At 62.7% G+C, this 22,178-nt stretch carries 20 protein-coding genes; 13 read left to right on the top strand and 7 right to left on the bottom strand.

Annotated elements, in window-relative coordinates; all coding sequences use genetic code 11:
• The first annotated feature begins 3 nt into the window (after nt 1-3).
• The 4 genes from tal to ACQ4WR_RS01190 all read left to right on the top strand — a co-directional run bounded on the left by tal (nt 4) and on the right by ACQ4WR_RS01190 (nt 4,711).
• Nucleotides 4-951, top strand: a complete 948-nt coding sequence (gene tal / locus ACQ4WR_RS01205; protein WP_436484763.1) for a transaldolase — start codon at nt 4-6, stop codon at nt 949-951.
• A gap of 57 nt (nt 952-1,008) precedes the next feature.
• Nucleotides 1,009-1,944: an ABC transporter substrate-binding protein gene (locus ACQ4WR_RS01200; RefSeq protein WP_077404737.1), complete on the top strand. Its 936-nt coding sequence runs from the start codon at nt 1,009-1,011 to the stop codon at nt 1,942-1,944.
• Between the two features lie 83 nt (nt 1,945-2,027).
• Entirely contained in the window at nt 2,028-3,527 is a 1,500-nt protein-coding gene (locus ACQ4WR_RS01195) for a sugar ABC transporter ATP-binding protein (RefSeq protein ID WP_436484761.1), read from the top strand.
• A 173-nt stretch (nt 3,528-3,700) separates the two neighbouring features.
• Nucleotides 3,701-4,711: an ABC transporter permease subunit gene (locus tag ACQ4WR_RS01190; RefSeq protein WP_436485371.1), complete on the top strand. Its 1,011-nt coding sequence runs from the start codon at nt 3,701-3,703 to the stop codon at nt 4,709-4,711.
• A 97-nt stretch (nt 4,712-4,808) separates the two neighbouring features.
• On the opposite strand, the gene ACQ4WR_RS01185 is transcribed toward ACQ4WR_RS01190, so the two are convergent.
• The 4 genes from ACQ4WR_RS01185 to ACQ4WR_RS01170 form a co-directional block, all read right to left on the bottom strand.
• Complete coding sequence (locus ACQ4WR_RS01185; RefSeq protein ID WP_436484759.1) at nt 4,809-5,234, bottom strand: GNAT family N-acetyltransferase; 426 nt, start codon at nt 5,232-5,234, stop codon at nt 4,809-4,811.
• A gap of 60 nt (nt 5,235-5,294) precedes the next feature.
• The gene (locus tag ACQ4WR_RS01180) at nt 5,295-6,296 is read right to left on the bottom strand and encodes an NADP-dependent oxidoreductase (protein ID WP_436484757.1); all 1,002 of its coding nucleotides are present in this window, start codon (nt 6,294-6,296) and stop codon (nt 5,295-5,297) included.
• A gap of 165 nt (nt 6,297-6,461) precedes the next feature.
• Nucleotides 6,462-6,764, bottom strand: coding sequence for a Dabb family protein (locus ACQ4WR_RS01175; RefSeq protein ID WP_102294470.1), 303 nt, complete (start codon nt 6,762-6,764; stop codon nt 6,462-6,464).
• A gap of 124 nt (nt 6,765-6,888) precedes the next feature.
• Nucleotides 6,889-8,067, bottom strand: a complete 1,179-nt coding sequence (locus ACQ4WR_RS01170) for an acetyl-CoA C-acyltransferase (RefSeq protein ID WP_436484755.1) — start codon at nt 8,065-8,067, stop codon at nt 6,889-6,891.
• A gap of 261 nt (nt 8,068-8,328) precedes the next feature.
• On the opposite strand from ACQ4WR_RS01170, the gene ACQ4WR_RS01165 reads away from it, so the two are divergent.
• Nucleotides 8,329-10,029: an MFS transporter gene (locus ACQ4WR_RS01165; RefSeq protein ID WP_102294472.1), complete on the top strand. Its 1,701-nt coding sequence runs from the start codon at nt 8,329-8,331 to the stop codon at nt 10,027-10,029.
• 96 nt (nt 10,030-10,125) lie between these two features.
• On the opposite strand, the gene ACQ4WR_RS01160 is transcribed toward ACQ4WR_RS01165, so the two are convergent.
• On the bottom strand, nt 10,126-10,329 hold the full coding sequence (locus ACQ4WR_RS01160) for a hypothetical protein (RefSeq protein WP_102294473.1): 204 nt from the start codon (nt 10,327-10,329) through the stop codon (nt 10,126-10,128).
• 191 nt (nt 10,330-10,520) lie between these two features.
• Between ACQ4WR_RS01160 and ACQ4WR_RS01155 the strand changes: the two genes are divergently transcribed.
• Nucleotides 10,521-11,285 carry a nucleotidyltransferase domain-containing protein gene (locus tag ACQ4WR_RS01155; protein WP_436484752.1) on the top strand — a complete coding sequence of 255 codons (765 nt, stop codon included), beginning with the start codon at nt 10,521-10,523 and terminating at the stop codon, nt 11,283-11,285.
• Here ACQ4WR_RS01155 and ACQ4WR_RS01150 read toward each other — a convergent pair.
• A complete protein-coding gene (locus tag ACQ4WR_RS01150; RefSeq protein WP_102294474.1) occupies nt 11,282-12,190 on the bottom strand; it encodes a LysR family transcriptional regulator in 909 nt (302 codons plus the stop codon). The two genes, ACQ4WR_RS01155 and ACQ4WR_RS01150, sit on opposite strands and share 4 nt — an antisense overlap.
• A 98-nt stretch (nt 12,191-12,288) precedes the next feature.
• Here ACQ4WR_RS01150 and ACQ4WR_RS01145 point away from each other — a divergent pair, with 98 nt between their 5' ends.
• The 3 genes from ACQ4WR_RS01145 (at nt 12,289) to ACQ4WR_RS01135 (ending at nt 14,091) form a co-directional block, all read left to right on the top strand.
• A complete protein-coding gene (locus tag ACQ4WR_RS01145; RefSeq protein ID WP_436484751.1) occupies nt 12,289-12,597 on the top strand; it encodes a DUF2798 domain-containing protein in 309 nt (102 codons plus the stop codon).
• Between the two features lie 152 nt (nt 12,598-12,749).
• On the top strand, nt 12,750-13,148 hold the full coding sequence (locus tag ACQ4WR_RS01140) for a VOC family protein (RefSeq protein WP_436484749.1): 399 nt from the start codon (nt 12,750-12,752) through the stop codon (nt 13,146-13,148).
• Nucleotides 13,149-13,254: 106 nt separating this feature from the next.
• Nucleotides 13,255-14,091 (top strand): alpha/beta fold hydrolase, encoded by an 837-nt coding sequence (locus ACQ4WR_RS01135; protein ID WP_436484747.1) that lies wholly within the window; start codon nt 13,255-13,257, stop codon nt 14,089-14,091.
• A 408-nt stretch (nt 14,092-14,499) separates the two neighbouring features.
• Here ACQ4WR_RS01135 and ACQ4WR_RS01130 read toward each other — a convergent pair whose 3' ends face one another.
• Entirely contained in the window at nt 14,500-16,587 is a 2,088-nt protein-coding gene (locus ACQ4WR_RS01130) for a 3-hydroxyacyl-CoA dehydrogenase NAD-binding domain-containing protein (RefSeq protein WP_436484745.1), read from the bottom strand.
• 550 nt (nt 16,588-17,137) lie between these two features.
• On the opposite strand from ACQ4WR_RS01130, the gene ACQ4WR_RS01125 reads away from it, so the two are divergent.
• From ACQ4WR_RS01125 to ACQ4WR_RS01110, 4 genes are read left to right on the top strand one after another with little or no spacing between them, the layout of a single operon-like run.
• Complete coding sequence (locus ACQ4WR_RS01125; RefSeq protein ID WP_436484743.1) at nt 17,138-19,201, top strand: methyl-accepting chemotaxis protein; 2,064 nt, start codon at nt 17,138-17,140, stop codon at nt 19,199-19,201.
• A 3-nt stretch (nt 19,202-19,204) separates the two neighbouring features.
• The gene (locus ACQ4WR_RS01120; protein ID WP_436484741.1) at nt 19,205-20,035 is read left to right on the top strand and encodes a CheR family methyltransferase; all 831 of its coding nucleotides are present in this window, start codon (nt 19,205-19,207) and stop codon (nt 20,033-20,035) included.
• Nucleotides 20,032-20,568: a chemotaxis protein CheD gene (locus tag ACQ4WR_RS01115; protein WP_102294554.1), complete on the top strand. Its 537-nt coding sequence runs from the start codon at nt 20,032-20,034 to the stop codon at nt 20,566-20,568. The genes ACQ4WR_RS01120 and ACQ4WR_RS01115 overlap by 4 nt, the downstream gene beginning before the upstream one ends.
• Nucleotides 20,555-22,081 carry a chemotaxis protein CheW gene (locus tag ACQ4WR_RS01110; RefSeq protein WP_436484740.1) on the top strand — a complete coding sequence of 509 codons (1,527 nt, stop codon included), beginning with the start codon at nt 20,555-20,557 and terminating at the stop codon, nt 22,079-22,081. The genes ACQ4WR_RS01115 and ACQ4WR_RS01110 overlap by 14 nt, the downstream gene beginning before the upstream one ends.
• The last annotated feature ends 97 nt before the right edge of the window (nt 22,082-22,178 follow it).

Raw genomic sequence — 22,178 nt, 5'->3', positions numbered from 1 at the left:
GTAATGAACCAGCTGCAACAATTGAAGCAATACAGTACCGTCGTCGCCGACACGGGCGACTTCTTGCAACTGGCGCGTTTCGCGCCACAGGATGCCACCACCAATCCCTCGCTGATCTTGAAGGCTGTGCTGCAGCCTGACTACGCGCCCTTGCTGGAAAGCACGGTCGCCGCGCACAAGCATGCGTCGCTGGACGATATCGTCGACCAGGTGCTGGTGCGCTTCGGCCTGGAAATCCTCAAAGTCGTGCCGGGCCGCGTGTCGACGGAAGTCGATGCCCGCCTGAGCTTTGACCGCGACGCCACCGTGGCCCGCGGACGGCGCCTGATCGCCCTGTACGAGCAAGCCGGCATCTCCCGCGAGCGCGTGCTGATCAAGGTCGCCGCCACCTGGGAAGGCATCCAGGCGGCGCGCGAACTGGAGCAAGACGGCATCTTTTGCAACCTGACCCTGCTGTTTGCGTTTTGCCAGGCCGTCGCCTGCGCCGACGCGAAAGTACGCCTGATCTCGCCTTTTGTGGGCCGCATCTACGACTGGCACAAGAAATCCATGGGTCCGGCATGGGACGAAGCGGCGCGCAGCCTGTCCAACGATCCAGGCGTGCAATCGGTCACGCGCATCTTCAATTACTACAAACAGCATGGCATCGCCACCCAGGTGATGGGCGCCAGCTTCCGCAACGTGGGGCAGATCACGGCCCTGTCCGGCTGCGACTTGCTGACCATCAGCCCGGATCTGCTGGCCAAGCTGGAAGCATCGGATGCGCCGTTCGAGCGCGCGCTGGGCGGCGACCTGGGCGCGCAGCAGCCAGCCATCACGTATGACGAAGCGGCCTTCCGCTACGCGCTGAACGACGATGCGATGGCCACCGAGAAACTGGCCGAAGGCATCCGCGGCTTTGCCGTCGATGCGGGCAAGCTGGACGCCATGATTGAAAAGTTAAGGAATTGATCGTTTTTTACCCGTAGCACCGTTCGTTTTTCACAATAAGAAACCTTGGAGATCCTCATGAAAAAAGTCATTACCGCCTCCCTGCTGTTGTCCGCCGCCTGCGGCGCCTTCGCCGCCGACAAACCGCTGAAATCGATCGGCGTGAGCGTCGGCGACCTGGCCAACCCCTTCTTCGTGGCCATTGGCCGCGGCGCGGAAGAAAGCGCGAAAAAGCTGGGCGGCCCTGGCGTGAAAGTCACCACCGTGTCCAGCAAGTATGACCTGAACACGCAAGTGGACCAGATTGAAAACTTTATCGCCAACAAGACCGACATCATCATCCTGAACGCCGTCGACTCGAAGGGCATTGCACCGGCCATCAAGAAAGCGCGCAATGCGGGCGTGGTGGTGATCGCCGTCGACGTGGGCGCCGTGGGTGCCTCGGCCACCGTGATGTCCGACAACACCATGGCCGGCGACGTCTCGTGCGCCTACCTGGCCAAGCAGATCGGCGGCAAGGGCAATGTCGTGATTCTCAACGGCCCGCCCGTCACGTCCGTGATCGACCGCGTGAATGGCTGCAAGAAAACCCTGGCCGCGTTCAAGGATATCAAGATCCTGTCGGACAACCAGAACGCCGGCGGCAGCCGCGACGGCGGCATGACCGTGATGTCGAACCTGCTGACGGCGCATCCGAAGATTGACGGCGTGTTCGCCATCAATGACCCGACGGGCATCGGCGCGGAACTGGCCATCAAGCAGTCGAAGCGCACGGACGTGAAACTGATCACGGCTGTCGATGGCGCGCCAGATGGCCAGAACGCCCTGAAAAACAAGGCCGGCCTGTTTGCCGCCACCTCGGCGCAAAATCCGTACCGCATGGCCACCGATGCCGTGCAGATGGGCTACGACATCATGAACGGCCGCACGCCCAAGCAGACCATGGTGCTGTTGCCGACACCGGCCATCACCAAGGAAAACGTCGCCACCTACACGGGCTGGGTAAAGAACTGATCTGCCTGACCTGAACCACGTGTTGCCCGCCCGGTTCCGAAGCGAAGGGCGGGCAACAGTTTCAAAAGCAAGGAAGGACAGTCATGAGCGACGATATTATTTTTGAAATGCGCGGCATCGAGAAGCGCTTTGGCGCCACGCGGGCGTTGCGCGGCGTGCACCTGACGGTGCGCAGCGGCGAAATCCATGCCGTGATGGGAGAGAACGGCGCCGGCAAGAGCACCCTGATGAAGATTTTATCCGGCGTCTACACGCCGGACGCGGGCGAAATCATCCTCGACGGCAAACCGATCAAGATCCGCAACCCGGGCGAAGCGCGCGCGCTGGGCATCAACCTGATCTACCAGGAATTGAGCGTGGCCAAGAACATGACGGTGGCGCAGAACGTCTTCATGGGCAGCGAGCCACAAGGACCGTTCTGGACCGTCAAGGGCGGCGAAATGCGCGCGCGCACGAACGCCATCCTAGCCGACCTCGGTTCCCGCTTCGACGCGGACACCATGGTCTCGACCCTGTCGATCGCCGAGCAGCAGCAGGTGGAAATCGCCCGCGCCCTGGTGCACGAAAGCCGCATCCTGATCATGGACGAGCCCACTGCCGCCCTGTCCGATCGGGAAACCGAACAATTGTTCCGCATCATCGAAGAACAGCGCGACAAGGGCCTGGCCGTGCTCTACATCAGCCACCGCATGGCCGAAGTGGAACGCCTGGCGCGCCGCATCACGGTGCTGCGCGATGGCGCCTATGTGGGCGAGCTGGGCAAGGATGAACTGGATCAAAAGAAAGTCGTGCAAATGATGGTGGGCCGCCCCGCCGACGACTTTTATTCGCACCAGCGCCGCACCTCGCGCGGCGCCGAGCGCCTGCGCGTGGAAAACGTGGGCGGCGGCAAGGTCAAGCCCGCCTCGTTCGCCCTGCATGCGGGCGAAGTCACGGGCTTGGCCGGCCTCGTCGGCGCGGGCCGCACGGAACTGGCGCGCCTGATCTTTGGCGCCGACAGGAAGCAATCGGGGCAAGTATGGCTCGACGGCACCGAAGTGCATATCCACCGGCCGCTGGCGGCGATTCGCCACGGCATCGGCTACCTGCCGGAAGACCGCAAGAGCCTGGGCCTGTTCATGCAATTGTCGGCCATGGAAAACATGTCGATGAATATCCTGTCCAAGCATGCGACGGCGGGCGTGGTCAACCGTGGTGCCCTGACGCAGCTCACGCGCGAGGCCATTGCCAATCTCAACGTCAAGGTCTCGGGGCCGGACGGCATCGTCGGCGGACTGTCCGGCGGCAACCAGCAAAAAGTCTTGCTGGCGCGCTGGCTGGCCATCGCACCGAAGGTGCTCATCCTCGACGAACCGACGCGCGGCGTGGACGTGGGCGCGAAGAGCGAAATTTACAAGATCATCCACCAGTTGGCGGACGCGGGCACGGCCGTGCTATGCATTTCCAGCGAACTGGCCGAACTGGTCGGCATTTGCGACCGGGTGATGGTGATGTGCGAAGGCAGGCTCACCGGCGAAGTCACGGGCGAGGAAATCACGCAGGAAAACATCCTTGCCTATGCCACCCAGCTGGAAGCGGCATAAGAACGCACAACCAAACCTGCTGCGCGTCGCGGGTCGCGGTTTCCGATGCTCACTGACTCGGCGTCCCCGTGCTTCGCACAGTTCCGCGTCTCAACCGCAACTCGCTTCCGCTCGCGACGGTTTTGCCAGGCGTTTTAAGAATACGTTTTAAATAATCATTCAGGAGACTCATGATGACAACTAGCACCACCAGCGGCGCCGCGCGCGCCGGCGACCCCTTCAATGCCTCGAACCTGATGCGCCGCCTGGGCATGCTGCCCGTGCTGGTGGTGCTGTACCTGGCCATGTACGGCCTGACCGTGTATTTCTCGGCCGACGGCACGTCGACGTTCATGACCAGCAATAACACCATGAATATCTTCCGCCAGGTGTCGATCAATATCGTGCTGGCCTCCGGCATGACTTTCGTCATTTTGACCAGCGGCATCGACTTGTCCGTCGGCTCCGTGCTGGCCGTCTCGGCCGTGGCAGGCATGCTGATGTCGCTGTCGGCGCAGTTCGCCGGCTTTTCGATCCCGACCTTCCTCATCGTCGGCTTGCTGCTGGGCGCACTGAACGGCGTGCTGGTGGCGCTCGTCGGCCTGAACCCGTTTGTCGTAACTTTGGGCACCATGACGGCACTGCGCGGCGCCGCCTATCTGCTGGCCGACGGCACCAGCGTGCTGAACACGGAAATCCCAAGCTTTGAATGGATGGGCAACGGCAGCTTCCTGGCCGTGCCATGGCTGATCTGGCTGGCGGCGGCCGTCGTCGTGCTGACGTGGTTCATCCTGCGCAAGACGACCCTGGGCCTGCATATCTACGCCGTCGGCGGCAATATCCAGGCGGCCCGTTTGACGGGCATCAAAGTGGGCCTCGTGCTGATGTTTGTCTACACCATCAGCGGCCTGTTCGCGGGCCTGGGCGGCGCCATGTCGGCCAGCCGTCTGTATGCGGCGAACGGCAACTGGGGGACAGGTTATGAACTGGACGCCATCGCGGCCGTCGTGCTCGGCGGCACCAGCCTGATGGGCGGCGTCGGTTCCGTCTGGGGCACCGTCATCGGCGCCCTGATCATCGGCGTGATGAACAATGGCCTGACGATCCTGGGGCTGTCGTCGTTCTGGCAGTATGTGGCGAAAGGTGTCGTGATCGTGCTGGCGGTGATTCTGGATAAATGGCGCCAGTCGCACGCGCAGAACTGATTGTGCCGGTGTTGTCGGGTTACGCGCTGCACGCTAACCCGACCTACCGTTGACGTCGTAGGTCGGATTAGGCCGCAGGCCGTAATCCGACAACACCCTAAAACTCCAGCCGCATCTCCACATGCGCAATCCCCGCCTCTTCAAATTGTTCCCCCTGCTGCACGAAACCATGGCGCGCATAAAATGGCGCGGCGACGGTTTGCGCATTCAGCGCCACCGCCAGGTCGCCGCGTTCGCGCGCCTTTTGCATCAGCAAGGTCAAAATGGCGCCGCCCACGCCCGTGCCGCGGCCCGGCTGGCGCACGGCCATGCGGCCGATATGGCCATCGGGCAGCAAGCGGCCCGTGCCGATGGCGTTGCCGGCGGTGTCATAGGCGACGGCATGCAGGCAGATGGCGTCCATGTCGTCGAGTTCGATCTCGGCCGGCACTTTCTGTTCATCGACGAAGACTTCGAAACGGATGGCGGTGGCGTCAGGGCCCAGAGTGGCCCAGTCGCCGAGGCGGATGGTGTGCTTGGTCATGGTGTACGGTAGAAAGAGACAGGCCGCAATTGTCGCACGGCCTGGCTTTTCATAGGAGGATCAGGCCAGTTTCACCAGCTGCTTGCCGAAGTTGCGACCTTTCAGCAAACCGATGAAGGCGTCCGGCGCGCTGGCCAGGCCCTCGGCCACGGATTCGCGGAAGGCCAGCTTGCCCGTCGCCACCAGCGAACCCAGTTCAGCCAGGCCTTGCGGCCAGAATTCCGGCTGCTCGGAAACGATAAAGCCGCGCACCGTCAGGCGGTTGGTGAGGATGAAGCGGGCGTTGTCGATCGGCGTCGGTTCGCCGTTGTAGCCGGCGATCCAGCCGCACAGGGCGATGCGGCCAAAAGCGTTGGTGCGCGCCAGGGCCGCGTCGAAGACGGCGCCGCCCACGTTTTCAAAGATGGCGTCGATGCCGTCCGGCGTGGCCGCTTCCAGGTCAGCCGCCAGATTGCCCGCCTTGTAGTCGATGCAGGCATCAAACCCCAGTTCCTTGACGACATACGCGCATTTCTCCGCGCCGCCGGCGATGCCGACCACCCGGCAACCCTTGAGCTTGGCCAGCTGTCCCACGACGCTGCCGACGGCGCCGCTGGCGGCCGACACCACCACCGTTTCGCCCGCTTTCGGCGCCATGATCTGGTTCACGCCATACCAGGCCGTCATGCCCGGCATGCCTACGGCGCCCAGGTAGGCGGATGCCGGGATATGCGTCGTATCGACCTTGCGCAGCATCGTGCCGTCGGACACGGCCACTTCCGTCCAGCCCAAGGTCCCCACGACGGTATCGCCGGCGGCGAACTTCGGATGCTTCGATTCAAGCACCACGCCCACCGTGCCGCCGATCATGGTTTCATCGAGCGCCTGCGGCGCCGCATAGCTTTTATTCGCACTCATGCGCCCGCGCATGTAGGGGTCGAGCGACAAGTACTGGTTACGCACCAGCAACTGCCCATCCGTGATGGCGGGAATCTCTTGAGTTTCCAGACGAAAATGTGCCGGCTGCACTTCCTCATTAGAGGCGGGGCGCGAGGCGAGGACGATGCGTTGGTAGGTGGTCATGAATGCTCCTGTCAATAAAGTTGATGACTACTATTGATATTCACGACACCGAACAAAACCGTAGCGAGCGGAAGGGAGAGGTGGTCGAGACGCGCAACCGTACTCTAGTACGGTGAGCATCGCAGGCCGCCTATACCGACGCGCAGTAGGTTTGGTTCGGTGTCACTACACTTCGTAGTCCATACATTGCCGCGCTTCCCGCACCGCCCCAAAAAACGGCTTGATTTTCACGTGCTCGGGATGGTTCTGATAGGCATCGAGCGCTTCGCGGCTGGCGAACTCGCTGTACAGCACGATGTCGTAGCTCGCTTCCAGGCCAGGCTGGGCCACGGCCGCTTCGAATTTCAGTATGCCTGGCACCAGGCCGGCGCAGGAATCGAGCAGGGCTTTCAGTTTCAAGGCATTGGTGGCGCGGTCCGCGCCTTCGGCGTGGTCTTTGAGTTTCCAGAAAACGATGTGCTTGATCATGGTGGCAGAGGTTGTTTATCAATGAAGCATGACTGTACCCGCTATCGGCGCGCCTTGCAAAAAGTGGTCGCCGAACGAAAACGGGCGGCCCAAGGCCGCCCGCACACTGGCCGTCAGTCCGCCGTCACAGCACTTCGAACAAGCCCGCCGCGCCCTGGCCGCCGCCGATGCACATGGTCACCACCACGTACCTGACGCCACGGCGCTTGCCTTCGATCAGGGCGTGGCCCGTCAGGCGGGCGCCCGAGACGCCATACGGGTGGCCGACGGCGATGGCGCCGCCGTTGACGTTCAGCCGGTCCATGGGAATGCCCAGGGTGTCGGCGCAGTACAGCACTTGCACGGCAAACGCTTCATTGAGTTCCCACAGGCCGATGTCGGCCACCGTCAAGCCCGCCTTTTTCAGCAGTTTCGGGATGGCAAACACGGGGCCGATGCCCATTTCATCGGGTTCGCAGCCGGCCACGGCAAAGCCGCGGAAGACGCCCAGCGGTTGCAGCCCTTTCGCTTCGGCCACTTTCGCATTCATGACGATGGCCATCGACGCGCCATCGGAAAACTGGCTGGCATTGCCCGCGCTGATGACGCCGCCAGGAATGGCCGGGCGGATCTTCGCCACGCCATCGTAGGTCGTATCGGCACGGATGCCTTCGTCGGCGGCGATCGTCACTTCGCGCGACAGCAGCATGCCGCTGGCCTTGTCAGCCACGCCCATGACGGTGGTCATCGGCACGATTTCCGCGTCGAACAGGCCGGCAGCCAGCGCTGCGGCGGCGCGCTGCTGGCTTTGCGCGCCATACGCATCCTGGCGCTCGCGCGAAATCTGGTAGCGCTTGGCCACCGTTTCGGCCGTCTGCAGCATGGGCCAGTACAGTTCCGGCTTGTGCTGCTGCAGCCAGACTTCGCGGTACATATGCGTGTTCATTTCGTTTTGCACGCAGGAAATCGATTCCACGCCGCCGGCCGCATAGATATCGCCTTCGCCGGCGATGATGCGCTGCGCCGCCAGCGCGATGGCCTGCAGGCCCGATGAGCAGAAACGGTTGACGGTCATGCCCGCCGTGGTGACGGGACAGCCGCCGCGCAAGGCTACCTGGCGCGCGATATTGCCGCCCGTCGCGCCTTCGGGGAAGGCGCAGCCGACCAGCACGTCTTCCACCTCCTCCGCCTCGATGCGCGCGCGCTCGACGGCGGCGGCCAGCACATGGCCGCCCAGGGTGGCGCCATGCGTCATGTTGAACGCGCCTTTCCAGGATTTGGCCAGGCCCGTGCGGGCGGTCGATACGATGACGGCTTCATTCATGCTGTGTCTCCTTGTGGGAATTGTTAGGTGGTGCAAGCACTGCCAGTGCAGGCACTACATCCAGAATAGCACATTTAAGTACGGTCGTTCGCAAAGTTGCGCACGCTTTCGGCGGGCACAAAATGCCGCGCACTGTAAGCTTGGTGTAAGTTTCAAGCAAGCATGACGTAAGGTTCGGAGAACACACTCGCCTCCAGCTGGTGCAAGAATGGTCTAAAAGACCACGGCAACAGTTCACTATAAAACATAGGGAGACAAACCATGGCAACACCATCCGGCTCGGCCGACGTACGGAAGATTTCCACCAAGGGAACTCCGATTACGCCGGAAGAACGCAAGGTCATCTTTGCGTCATCGCTAGGCACCGTCTTTGAATGGTACGATTTTTACCTGTACGGTTCGCTGGCTTCCATCATCGCCAAGCAATTCTTCATCGGCGACCCCACCACCACCTTCATTTTCGCGCTGCTGGCCTTTGCCGCCGGCTTCATCGTGCGTCCGTTCGGCGCGCTGGTCTTCGGCCGCCTGGGCGACATGATCGGCCGCAAATACACCTTCCTGGTGACCATCATCATCATGGGCGGTTCCACCTTCATCGTCGGCTTGCTGCCGGGGCACGCCTCCATCGGCATCGCCGCGCCTATCATTCTCGTCATCCTGCGCATCCTGCAAGGCCTGGCGCTGGGTGGCGAATACGGCGGCGCAGCCACCTATGTGGCCGAGCACGCGCCTGAAGGCAAGCGCGGTGCGTTCACGGCGTGGATACAAACGACGGCAACCCTGGGCTTCTTCCTTTCGCTGATGGTCATCCTGGGCACCCGCCTGGCGACGGGCGAGCAGGCATTTGAAGCGTGGGGCTGGCGCGTGCCGTTCCTGCTGTCCGTGGTGCTGCTGGGTATTTCCGTGTGGATCCGCATGGCCATGAATGAATCGCCGGCGTTTGCCAAGATGAAAGCCGAAGGCAAGACCTCGAAAGCGCCGCTGACGGAAGCGTTCGGCAAGTGGAAAAACCTGAAGATCGTCATCCTGGCGCTGGTCGGCCTGACCGCCGGCCAGGCCGTCGTCTGGTACACGGGCCAGTTCTACGCCCTGTTCTTCATGATCCAGACCCTGAAAGTGGACCTGGCAACGGCCAACGTGCTGGTCGCCATCGCCCTGCTGCTGGCCACGCCGTTCTTCCTGTTCTTCGGCAGCCTGTCCGACCGCATCGGCCGCAAGTACATCATCCTCGGCGGCTGCCTGATCGCCGCGGCCACCTACTTCCCGATATTCAACGGCCTGACGCACTTCGCCAACCCGCAGCTGGAAGCAGCACTGAAGAACTCGCCAGTGGTGGTGGTGGCCGATCCCGCCTCCTGCCACTTCCAGTTCAACCTGACGGGCACCAAAAAGTTCCCATCCTCGTGCGACATCGCCACCGGCTTCCTGTCGAACAGCTCGGTGAACTACACGAAGGAAGATGCACCGGCAGGCAGCGTGGCCAAGGTGCGCATCGGTACGAAGGAATTCACGTCGTTCAACGCCGTCATGACGGCCGACGGCCTGAACTTCGATGCGGACAGCAAGGCCCACGAAGCGGCGTTCAAGAAAGAAATCGGCGCCGGCATCAAGGAAGCGGGCTACCCTGCGAAAGCCAATCCGGACCAGATCAACAAGCCGATGGTGGTCTTGCTGCTGTTCATCCTGGTGCTGTACGTGACCATGGTGTATGGCCCGATCGCCGCCATGCTGGTGGAAATGTTCCCGACCCGCATACGCTACACTTCGATGTCCCTGCCATACCACATCGGTAACGGCTGGTTCGGCGGCTTGCTGCCCACCACGGCCTTCGCGCTGGTGGCCTTCAAGGGCGACATCTATTACGGCCTGTGGTATCCGATCGTCGTCGCCCTGGCGACTGTCGTGATCGGCACCCTGTTCGTCAAGGAAACCAAGGACAACAATATCTACGCGGACGATTGATGCCCCGCCCGCCCCGGCCGCATTGCCGGGGCACGTAAAACAAAACGCCGCTGACTTGTCAGCGGCGTTTTTTCTTGGGCGGCGGCAGTTGCAAGCCTACTTGCCGCCGGCGCCCTGTTTCTGCTGGTCGCGCTGCTGCACGTACTGCTGGTAGCTGGTCTGGTTGCGCTTGCGGCAGGCATTGCGGTCGTCGAAATTATTCAGGCTGTTGCAGTACTCGCCGATCTTGTCCCGGTTCGCGTCATACAGCACCTCGCAGCCGGTAATGGCCAGCAGGAAGGGAACGATCAGATATTTCATTGCATCTCTCATGGATAGGGACGGGATTGCGCGAAAAACACCAGATTGCCCGCTGGATCAGCGAGCGGCTTATCTTAACGCGATCCCGGCGCGAAGTACAAGCGCTCGGTAATTACTTTATGGAAAGGATGGCAGCGTACGGCAGAGCCGCGCGTGCTATGGTGGCGGTTTTCAACCGATCCGCGCCAGGCATGTCCACGATTCCCCCCGCCTTCCTGCCGCCGGCGCCCTGCGCGCCGCTGCAGCCGGTTTTCGCTCCCCTGCTGCGGGACGCCTGCGCCAGCCTGGCCGCGCAGGCCGGCGATTTCCTCGACGGCATCTATGTGTATGGCAGCGTGGCAGGTGGCGATGCCACGCCTGGCGTGTCCGACCTCGACCTGACGCTGGTGCTGCGCCTGCCGCCCACGCCACGGCAGGGCAACATGCTGGAAGCGGTGCGTCTGGCCCTGCAGGCGCGCCACGACACGGTGTGGAAGGTCGATTTCGATATCGGCCACCGCAGCCAGGTGCTGGCGCCGGAAAACCTGTACAGCTGGGGCTACTGGCTCAAGCACCAGTGCCGCTGCCTGTGGGGCGACGACCTGGCGCCGCGCTTTGCGCCGTTCGCGCCTTCGCGCGCCATCGCCCTGGCCGTGAACGGCGACTTTGCCCAGGTGCTGGCCAGCTATGCGCAGTGTCTCGATGCGGAACGCGACCCTGCCGTCATCGGCCGCCTGCAGCGCGAAGCGTCGCGCAAACTGATCCGCTCATGCAACCTGCTGCGCCAGGACGGCGACAGCGGCTGGCCCGCCAGCCTGGACGAGCATGCGGCGCAGTTGCTGCGCAGCCATCCAGCCATGCAGGCGCAGATCGCCTATTTTCTTGCCCAGGCCCGGTCCGGTGCCGTGCCGGCCAGCGGCTTTGCCGCCGCGTTGCGCGCGATGACGGACTGGCTGGCAACGCAGCTGGCCAGCTAATCCTTGTTCAGCTCCTCGTTCAGCAAAGGATTACTGGCGGCAAACGCAGCCAGGTGCTCGAGCAGCACGCGCACGCGGGCCGGCAGGTAGCGCCGCTGCGTCCACACGGCATACACATGGCGCGGCTGCGGCATCCAGTCGGGCAGCACACGCACCAGGCTGCCACTGGCCACTTCGTCGCGGCATTGCAGCAGCGGACACAGCAAGATGCCGATGCCGGCGTCCGCCATCTCCACGGCCAGGCGCATCTCGTTGACGCGCAGGCGCGCCTGCGGCTGGATCACCATCTCGGCGCCATCGCCGGGCCGGCGCAAGCGCCAGCTGCGCAGCGGCTCGGCCACGATCAGCTCGTGCCGCTCCAGCTCCTGCAAGTCGCGCGGCACGCCCGCGCGCGCCAGGTAGGCGGGCGCGGCCACCATCACCAGCGAGGCGCTGCCCAGGCGGCGCTGCATCAGCGAGGAATCGTCGAGCGCCCCCACGCGGATGGCCAGGTCGGCGCCGCTGCCCACCAGGTCTTGCAGCAGGTTCGACAGTTCCAGCTCCAGGCGGATGTCCGGATACTGCTGCATGAAGCTGACCCAGGCGGGCGTCAGCAGGCCGCTGGCAAAATTCACGGGCGCCAGCACGCGGATGCTGCCGGAAATGGCGGACAGGCTGGCGTCGAGCTGCCGCGTGGCTTGCCGCAAGGCATGCACCAGGCCGCGGCACTGCTCATAGTATTGCCAGCCTTCCGCCGTTGGCTGCAGACGGCGCGCGCTGCGGTTCAGCAGGCGGTAGCCCAGCTGGCTTTCCAGCTTTTGCAGGCGGCGCGTGACGGTCGCTGCCGGCAAGTCTTCCTTGACGGCAGCAGCGTGCAGGCTACCGGCCTCGACGATGGAGACAAACAGGGCCAGGTCATCTAACATGATTGCATTTATGGAATTTGAAATTAAAAATATGGCTCTAGTATAGATTGCTGCAAGTCGTTACGCTGCCATCTTTATCACATAACTGAAAGTGCCCCATGTCCGATGCCCTGCGCTTGCGCCTCGTCTTTGCTTTCCTGATGTCGCTGATAATGACCTTGCTGATGAGCGCCTGGGTCACCTGGCTCAATATCGGCCTGCAAGCCGATTTCCTGCCCCGCTGGCGCCATGCCTTCTTTGCCGCCTGGCCCGTGGCCTTTTGCGCCGTCATGCTGTTCGCGCCAAGAGTGCAACTGATCAGCCGCGGCATCGTCGCCAGGCTGGCGCGCCCGGCGCCTGCCTGCCCCGCCTGCGCCTCGCCTGCCCCGGCCGGCACGCCGGCGGCTCCGTGTTCGTGCGCCCGCTGAGCGGCACTGTCTCCTTCCCTCCTTCCCCCCAAGCCGGCCTTGACCGCCGGTTTGCCGCCGCCAGTGCGACTCGGTCGCTCCCCCACAGGAATGCCCACGGCCGTCCCGATCCGGGCTATGCTATGGCCGTCCTTGTTTACTGTGGAGTATCCATGCTCGATCACGTCTCCCTCACCGTCGCCGACCTGGCGCGCGCCGAGCGCTTTTACGATGCCATCTTTGCCGCCCTGGACGTGCCCAAGGTGGGCAGCGACCATGCCGACGCCTGGATCGGCTATGGCGAACGCAGCGATGCCGACCACCCTGAACGCAGCTATTTTTCCGTGCGCCTGGGCCCGGCGCCGGACGACGCGCCGCGCCGCCATTACTGCTTCAAGGCCAGCACGCGCGCGGCCGTCGATGCTTTCTGGCAGGCAGGCGTGACCCACGGCGGCTTCGACCTGGGCGCGCCCGGCTTGCGCCACTACCACGCCAGCTATTACGCCGCATTTCTGTTCGATCCGGACGGCAACCGCATCGAAGCCGTCTGCCACCGCGCCGACGCCGGCTGACAGAGGCGCATTCCCCGTTCTGTTCGGCATTTTCACTTTCACATGATTTGCCTATAATGGCTGGCACGCATACCGGTCCCCGGTCCATGAACCAAGAAGGAACTTCATGCATCATTTATTTGTCGGCCACCCCGCGCGCACCATTCTCCTGGGCAGTGCCGGCCTGCTGCTGTCCGCCTGCTCGCTGATGCCATCCAAACCGGCCGCGCCCGGCGTGCCGGCCACGGCCGCCCTGCCCGACGCCACCATCGCCTATACGCTCGCTGGCCACGGCGCCGTGCCCGTGGTGTTCCAGTCGGCCATGGGCGATGGCAAGGATGTGTGGGCCAAGGTCGTGCCTGAAGTGGCGCAGCAGCACCGCGTGCTCGTGTATGACCGTCCAGGCTACGGCGACAGCCAGAAGACCAGCACGCCACGCGATCCCTGCACCATTGCAGCCCAGCAGCGCGCCCTGCTGGCGCAGGCGGGCCTGAAGCCGCCGTATGTGCTGGTCGGCCATGGCCTGGGAGGCTTGTACCAGTATGTGTATGCCAGGCTGTACCCGCAGGACGTGGCGGGCCTGGTGCTGCTCGACCCCACGCACCCGCAGCAATGGAGCCGCATGCAGACAGAGGCCAGCACCTACGCCATGCTGCTGAAGACGCGGCGCAAGCTGATGTTCAACAGCGCGGAATCGGCGGAATTCGACGCCCAGGCACAGTGCCTGCAGCATGTCGACATGGCCAGCCCCCTGCGCATACCGGCCATGCTGCTGGTACGCGACAAATTCGGCATCGAGGAAACGGGCTCATTCGAGAACCTGGTGCGGGCCCAGGAAAAGGATTGGCAGCGCCTGTCCGGCGCGCCAGCCATCGAGCGCATCACGGGCACCGGCTACTACATCCAGAAGGACAATCCCGTCATCGTCAACGAGGCGGTCAAGATGCTGACGCGGAAGAAATAAAACGCGTCATCCGGCAGTGAGGTTGACGTCAGCGGTGGCGTCGGATTACGCGCTTGCGCGCTAATCCGGCCTGCCCGGCTCTGGAACCCCGCGCAACACCACGTACAACAAACGCGTCATCCGACCATATTGCTGGCGTCGGTGGTCGTGTCGGATTACGCGCCTGCGCGCTAATCCGGCCTGCCCGGTTCTGGCACCCCGCGCAACACCACGTACAACAACCGCGTCATCCGACCATCTTGCTGGCGTCGGTGGTCGTGTCGGATTACGCGCCTGCGCGCTGATCCGGCCTACCCGGCTCTTGAGCCTTGTGTAAAAGCTGTAAAAGCGCATAAGACGTAGGTCGGATTAGCGTGGCGTAGCCGCGCGTAATCCGACAACATTGCTGGCTTCAATGGCAGCGTCGCATCAGCCATTAAAACCCTTGCCCTCGCGCGCCAGTTTCACCAGCAGCGGTGCCGGGGTCCACGCTTCGCCGTGGCGGCCTTGCGCGTAACCGTTGATCGTGCCGAGCACGTTCGGCAAGCCCACACTATCCGCGTAGAACATCGGGCCGCCGCGGAACAGGGGGAAACCGTAGCCCGTCAGATACACCATGTCGATGTCCGACGCGCGCAGGGCGATGCCCTCTTCCAGGATGCGCGCGCCTTCATTGACCAGCGCATACACAAGGCGCTCGACGATTTCCTGGTCGCTGATCTTGCGGCGCGCCACGCCGAGGTCGGCGGAATGCTGGATGATCATGGCGTTGACCTGCTCCGACGGATAGGCCTTGCGGTCGCCCGCCTTGTAGTCATACCAGCCGGCGCCCGTCTTCTGGCCAAACCGCCCCAGTTCGCACAGCAGGTCGGCCGTCTTCGAATACGTCACCTCCGGCTTTTCCACATAGCGGCGCTTGCGGATGGCCCAGCCGATGTCGTTGCCGGCCAGGTCGCCCATGCGGAACGGGCCCATGGCGAAACCGAATTTCTCCACCGCCTTGTCGACCTGCTCCGGCAGGCAGCCTTCTTCCAGCAGGAAACCGGCCTGCCGGCTGTATTGCTCGATCATGCGGTTGCCGATGAAGCCATCGCACACGCCCGAAACGACGCCCGTCTTTTTCAGCTTTTTCGATAGCGCCAGCGCCGTCGCCAGCACATCCTTGCCCGTTTGCTTGCCGCGGACGATTTCCAGCAGCTTCATGACGTTCGCCGGGCTGAAGAAATGCGTGCCGATGACGTCCTGCGGACGGCTGGTAAATGCGGCGATCTTGTCGAGGTCCAAGGTGGAGGTGTTCGAGGCCAGGATGGCGCCCGGCTTCATGACGGCGTCGAGCTGCCTGAAGACGGTTTCCTTGACGCCCAGTTCCTCGAAGACGGCTTCGATGACGATGTCGGCTTGCGCGATATCTTCATACGCCAAAGTGCCGGAAACGAGCGCGATGCGCTGCTCGGCCTTCTCCTGCGTCAGCTTGCCCTTCTTGACGGTGTTTTCGTAGTTCTTGCGGATGGTGGCCAGGCCCTTGTCCAGCGCTTCCTGCCGCGTTTCCAGCAACGTGACGGGGATGCCGGCGTTGGCGAAGTTCATGGCGATGCCGCCACCCATGGTGCCGGCGCCAACAATGGCCGCGCTGGCAATCGGGCGCACCGGCGTATCGGCCGGCACGTCGGGCACCTTGCTGGCCACGCGCTCGGCAAAGAAGGCGTGGCGCAGGGCTTTCGACTCAGGCGACTGCACCAGCTGCATGAACAGTTCGCGCTCGTACTTCAGGCCATCGTCGAATTTCATCGTCACGGCAGCGGCCACAGCATCGACGCATTTCAGCGGTGCGGGGAACGGGCCGGACATGGCCTTGACGGTATTGCGCGAAAACTGCAGGAACGCTTCGTGGTTCGGGTAATCGACCTTGCGCTCGCGCACTTTCGGCAGCGGGCGCAGCTCGGCCACTTTCGTCGCAAAGGCCACGGCGGCGGCCAGCAAGTCGGCGCCAGGGGCGATGACTTCATCGAACAGGGCCGTGCCAGCCAGTTTTTCGGATGCCACGGGCGTGCCCGAGACAATCATGTTGAGGGCCGTTTCCAGGCCCAGCACTCTAGGCAGGCGCTGCGTGCCGCCCGCGCCCGGCAAGATGCCGAGTTTGACTTCAGGCAAGGCCATTTGCGCGCCCGGCGCGGCCACGCGGTAGTTGCAGCCCAGCGCCAGCTCCAGGCCGCCGCCCATGCAGACGCTGTGGATGGCCGCCACCACCGGCTTGGTGGATTGTTCGACGACGTTGATCAGGGTATGCAGGGTCGGCTCCGTGAGGGCCTTGGGCGAATTGAATTCCTTGATGTCGGCGCCGCCCGAGAATGCCTTGCCGGCGCCCGTGATGACGATGGCTTTGACGGACGCATCGGCCAGCGCCTGGCGGATGCCCGCCACGGCAGCCGTACGGGTCGCCAGGCCCAGGCCATTGACGGGTGGATTGGCCAGGGTGATGACGGCAACGGCACCGTTCACTTGATATTCAGCGCTCATGTCTCTTCCTTATTGGTTTTACTCAATGTATGAGGTGGTTGCAAGGGATGAAGCTTCACTATACCGCATAAAAGAACGCTCGTATTATTTTTGTCGTGGCGGGCACGCCGCCATGGAGCGCCGCCACAGGTGGTGGTCATCTTACAGCATCGCCCGAGCAGATGCGGGCACCCGCCCCGCCGGGTGCAGCAGCTATCGGATGGATATTCATAAAAATAATAAAAGAATAATAATAAAAACAATGTTTTATTATGCGATAAATATGCATGTATATCCGTGCACTGGCCAATAACGACACTTTTCGCATTATTTATTCACGCCCCTTGTTTTTCGCCAGGGGCTGGGGAATAATAAAATTATTGATTCAAATCAATACTCTGCAATTGATTTAATATTAAGCAGCGGCGTTGCCGGAGAGGGCCTGCATTATCTTGCGCAGATTCTCACCGATTATCACATCGCCGCATGTCTATATCATTTTCGAGCCGTTTTATATCATTGTCACTGTATTAGCGCCACCCATTCCTCGACTCACACTGAAGGATATTTTATGGACGCAGCCAGCCATGTCAGCCACTCCCAGGATCTGGACTTACAAGCGATAAATACTGCGCTCAACCGTGTTCAGGCCGTGATCGAATTCGAACTCGACGGCACCATCCTGCATGCGAATGACAATTTCCTGCGCGTCGTCGGCTATACCCTGGCGGACGTGCAGGGCAAGCACCACGCCATGTTCTGCGACCCCGAATATGTCAAGACGGACGAATACCGCGCCTTCTGGGCCCGGCTGGCACGCGGCGAATTCGACCAGGGCGAATACAAGCGCGTGACCAAGGACGGGCGCGAGGTGTGGATCAATGCTTCCTACAACCCTATCCTGGACGCCGACGGCAAGCCCTATAAAGTCATCAAGTTCGCCACCGACATCACGGCCAGCAAGCGCCGCAATGCCGATTACGAAGGCAAGATCGACGCCATCAGCAAGGCGCAAGCCGTGATCGAGTTCAAGCTCGACGGCACCGTCATCCGCGCCAACGACAATTTCCTCAAGGCCGTCGGCTACTCGCTGGAGGAAATCGAAGGCCGGCACCACCGCATGTTCTGCGAGCCCGAATATGCCAAGAGCGAGGAATACGCGCAGTTCTGGCAAAAGCTGGCCAAGGGTGAATTCGACTCGGGCGAATACAAGCGCGTGACGAAAGATGGCCGCGAGATCTGGCTCAACGCCTCGTACAACCCGATTTTCGACGCGGAAGGCCGGCCCTTCAAGGTCGTCAAGTTCGCCAGCGATGTCACGGCGCTGAAAAAACGCAATGCCGAATACGAGGGCAAGGTCAGCGCCATCGTCAAGGCGCAAGCCGTGATCGAATTCGACATGCAGGGCAACGTGCTGGACGCGAACGAAAATTTCCTCTCCGTCATGGACTATGAGCTGGGCGACATCCAGGGCGAGCATCACCGCATGTTTTGCGAACCCGAGTACGCCAGCAGCGCCGACTACAAGAAATTCTGGCAAAAGCTGAACCGGGGCGAATTCGACACGGGACGCTACAAGCGCCTGGGCAGCCACGGCAAGGTGGTGTGGATACAGGCCACCTACAACCCCATCCTCGACCTCAACGGCAAGCCTTATAAGGTGGTGAAATTTGCCATCGACATCAGCGACCAGGTCAACATGGAAACCGGCATCCAGGCCAAGGCTGCCAATGACAGCCGCAAGGTCGAGGCCCTGCTGGCCTGCGTGGCGCGCGCCGCGCAAGGCGACCTGACCTGCAATATCGTGCCCGAAGGCGACGAGCCGATCGATCTGCTGGCGGGCGGCATCAGCAAGATGATCGTCGACCTGCGCGGCGTGATCGGTGACGTGGTGGCAGCGGCAAACGGCTTTGCCGAAGCCTCGCACACCATCGCCGAACGGGCCACGGGCGTGGCCGTGGGCACGCAGGCGCTGGGCGCCACGGTGGAAGAAATGAACGCCTCTATCGACGGCCTGACCTTTTCCATCAATTCCATCGCGGAAAACACCTCGAACGCCGACTACCTGGCGAAAGCCACGCAGCAGGAAGCCGAAGCGGGCGCGCGCGCCGTCGCCAAGTCGATCGAGGCGATGGACCTGATCAACCGCTCGTCGGAAGACATCGGCGAAATCGTCAAGGTCATCAGCGAGATCGCCAACCAGACCAATATGCTGGCGTTTAACGCGGCCATCGAGGCGGCGCGCGCGGGCGAACATGGCCTGGGCTTTTCCGTCGTCGCCGACGAGGTGCGCAAGCTGGCCGAGCGTTCCTCGCAGGCAACCAAGGAAATTTCCAAGCTGATCAACGAGTCCGTCAAGCGCGTGTCTACCGGCAGCGAAATCTCGCGCCAGGCCAGCGATGCCTTCGACAAGATCGTCTCGGGCGTGGCGAAAACCACCCTGGCCATCTCGGATATCTCGAAGGCGGCCAACGAGCAGCTGCTGACGGCGCGCGAAGTGTCCACGGCGATCCAGTACATCGCCGAGGAAACGGAGAAGTCAGCCGCCAACTGCGACAGCATCGCCCGCTCGACGGATGGGCTGAACGAGCGCGCGGGCAGCCTGAACCAGACTGTCTCCGGCTTCGTGGTGTAAGCCATGAGCCACGCGGCCAGCCTGACGCCCGAGGTATTGACGACCCTGATCGCGCTGGTGCGCGAGCATACGGGCATCGCCATGACGCCGCGAAAAAGTGTCTTGCTGGAACGGCGCTTGCAGCCCCGGCTGCAGGCGCTGTCCCTGCACAGCTATCAGGCTTATCTGGACCGGGTGGCCAGCGACCGCGATGAAGTGGCGCATTTCATCGACCTGGTGACAACCAACGACACCTTGTTCTTCCGCACGCCGCAGATCTGGGATTATTTCCGCGACCGCTACCTGCCCGCCTGGGCGCGCGCCCATCCCGGTGCGTGCCTGCGCGTGTGGTCGGCCGCCGCCGCCAGCGGCGAAGAGCTGTATTCGATCGCCATGCTGTGCGAGCAATTCAAGCTGCAGACGCCGGCCTTCCGCTACCAGATCCTGGCCAGCGATATTTCCCAGCAAATCCTGGGCGCGGCCAAGGCCGGCCAGTACAGCGGGCGCTCCGTCGAGCGCATCCGCCTGTCGCACCCGGACTTGCTGCGCAAATACTTCACGCCCTCGCCGTATGGGGTCAAGGTCAACGAGGAACTGCGGCAGAACGTCAGCTTTACACAGCATAACCTGCTCGAAGCGCTGCCCCTCAAGCCGGGCCAGCAGTTCGACCTGGTATTCCTGCGCAATGTGCTGATCTATTTCGACGCCGAACACCAGGAAACGGTGCTGCGCCAGGCCCGTTCCAGCCTGAAGGATGATGGCCGGCTGATCCTGGGCGAGTCGGAAACCATCGCCCGCCTCGGTACCGGCTACCAATTCGAGTTTCCCATGATCTATAAAGCGGGGACGGCATGAGTATCGTTGCCAGCCATGACCACGTGGCGCCCCTGCAGCATGTCGGCATGGGACAGCTCAGCGTGGGCACGCACGGTGAACAACTGCAAGCGCTGCTCGGCTCCTGCATCGGCATCGGCTTCATCTGGAAGAAAGGCCATCGCTGCGGCCTGGCCCACTGCCTGTTGCCGGAAGCGCCAGGCAGCGACCATTCCATCGGCGCGCGCTATGTGAGCCAGGCCGTGCCATCGCTGCTGCGCCTGATGGGCGTGCGCCAGGCCGACTACGCCGATATCGAAGTGGTGCTGGCAGGTGGCGCCAGCATGTTCGGTCCCGACAATGGACGCGGCCGCCTGCAGGTGGGTCGGCAAAATGCGCAGGCGGCACAGAAATACCTGGACCAGTGCGGCTTGCAGGTCAGTTTTTGCGCGCTGGGCGGGCGCCATGGCCGCCAGTTGCTGATCGATTGCGCCCACCTCAGCTTTGCCGTCACGGACGTGCTGGCGCAACCCGGCTTGATTCAACGCAAGGAAGGCGCATATGGACATGCATGAAGCGACGGGCTTGCAAGCGCAAGCGGACGGCGGCGCTGCCACGGAACTGTTCGGCTCCTTCTACCTGGGGGGCGATGAATTCGCCCTGCCCGCCCACTGCATCCGCGAAGTGGTGAATTACCCGGCCAAAGTTACCACCCTGCCCCTGTCGCCGGCGTATCTGGAAGGCATGTTCACCTTGCGCGGCAGCGTCATTCCGGTGGTCAACCTGGGCCGGCTGTTCCGCGCCGAGGCGCCGCGCGCCGTGTCCACCGACAAGATCGCCATCCTCGATTTCCAGCAAGTGCTGATCGGCATCGTTTTCCAGGATACGGGCGAAATCCTGCGCGTGCCGGCCAGCGCCCGCAGCGCCCTACAGTATGCGGCCGGCGACGCGCATGCCGTGATCGCCGGCACGATCTTGCTCGACGGCGGCGCGCGCCTGCTGCAAATTCTTGACCCGCAAGCCATGCTGCGCATCGAAAACGTGCCCCATGTACTGGCCCTGCAGGCGAGCGGTAGCAAGCTCAGCACGGCCCGCTACCATGCCCAGAGCGAGCGGCGCCAGTGCGTCAGCTTCCATGCGGCGGGCGCCACGTTCGCCTTCGAGATGCTGGCCATCCAGGAAATCATCAAGGTGCCCGAGCTGCACAGCTCCATCCTGAATAGCGAACTGTGCCTGGGACGCATGCATTTTCGCGGCAGCCAGGTGGCCGTCGTCGATTTCGCTGCCCTGCTGCAAGCGGCCCAGAGCGGCAAGGGGCCGACGCCGGAGCAGCGCATCATCGTCGTGCGCCTGGAAGACACGACAGTGGGCTTCCTTGTCGACTCCGTCGACAGCATCGTGCATTTCTTCAGCGATGAAGTGCTGCCGATTCCCCTGCTGAGCAAATCGCGCGCCGCCATGTTTGCCGGCTGCATCACCAGGGAAGGCCTGGGCGACATCATTTTCCTGCACCACCAGGAGATCCTGTCGCGAGCGGAAATCGTCGAGATGCGCGACGGCCACAAGCGGCTCTATCCGGACCAGACGGAAACGGCGGCGGCCGCCACGCACAAGGCCCAGCGACGCGTGTACATCACGTTTACCGTGGAAACGCAATTCGCCGTGGAAATCGGGCAAGTGCGCGAAATCATCGATTTCAGCGGCGCCATCACCACGCCGCCCGGCATGCCGGCCTGCATGCGCGGCATGCTGAACCTGCGCCAGCAAATGATCAGCATCATCGACCTGCGCCAGCTGTACGCCATGCATCCCTTGCCCGACACGGGCGCCGGCAAGATCCTGATCGTGGAACGGGGCACTGAGCGCTACGGCTTTCTGGTCGACAAGGTCGACAACATCATGACGATTTCCGACAGCCAGCGCTTCGCCGCGCCGCAAATCATCCGCACGGGCAGCCATGAGGATTTGCGCAGCGAAATGGATGAAATGATCGACATCGGCACGGACGAACAGCGCCAGACCCTGTCCGTGTTCCAGGTTGACCACTTGCTGGAAAAGCTGGGTTCGGCGCTGCCGCAGGCGGCGTGAAAGGCAGGCATTAAGCCAAGGGCGTAAAAAATACCGGGGTCGGACCCTCAGGGTCCGACCCCGGCCCTTGCTGTCGGGTTCCCTGATGCTCCGCCCC

This window comes from Janthinobacterium amylolyticum (assembly GCF_051380655.1).
Classification (GTDB): domain Bacteria; phylum Pseudomonadota; class Gammaproteobacteria; order Burkholderiales; family Burkholderiaceae_D; genus Janthinobacterium.
The sequence above is the reverse complement of the archived record's forward strand: the minus strand, read 5'-3'. Positions and strand labels throughout refer to the sequence as shown.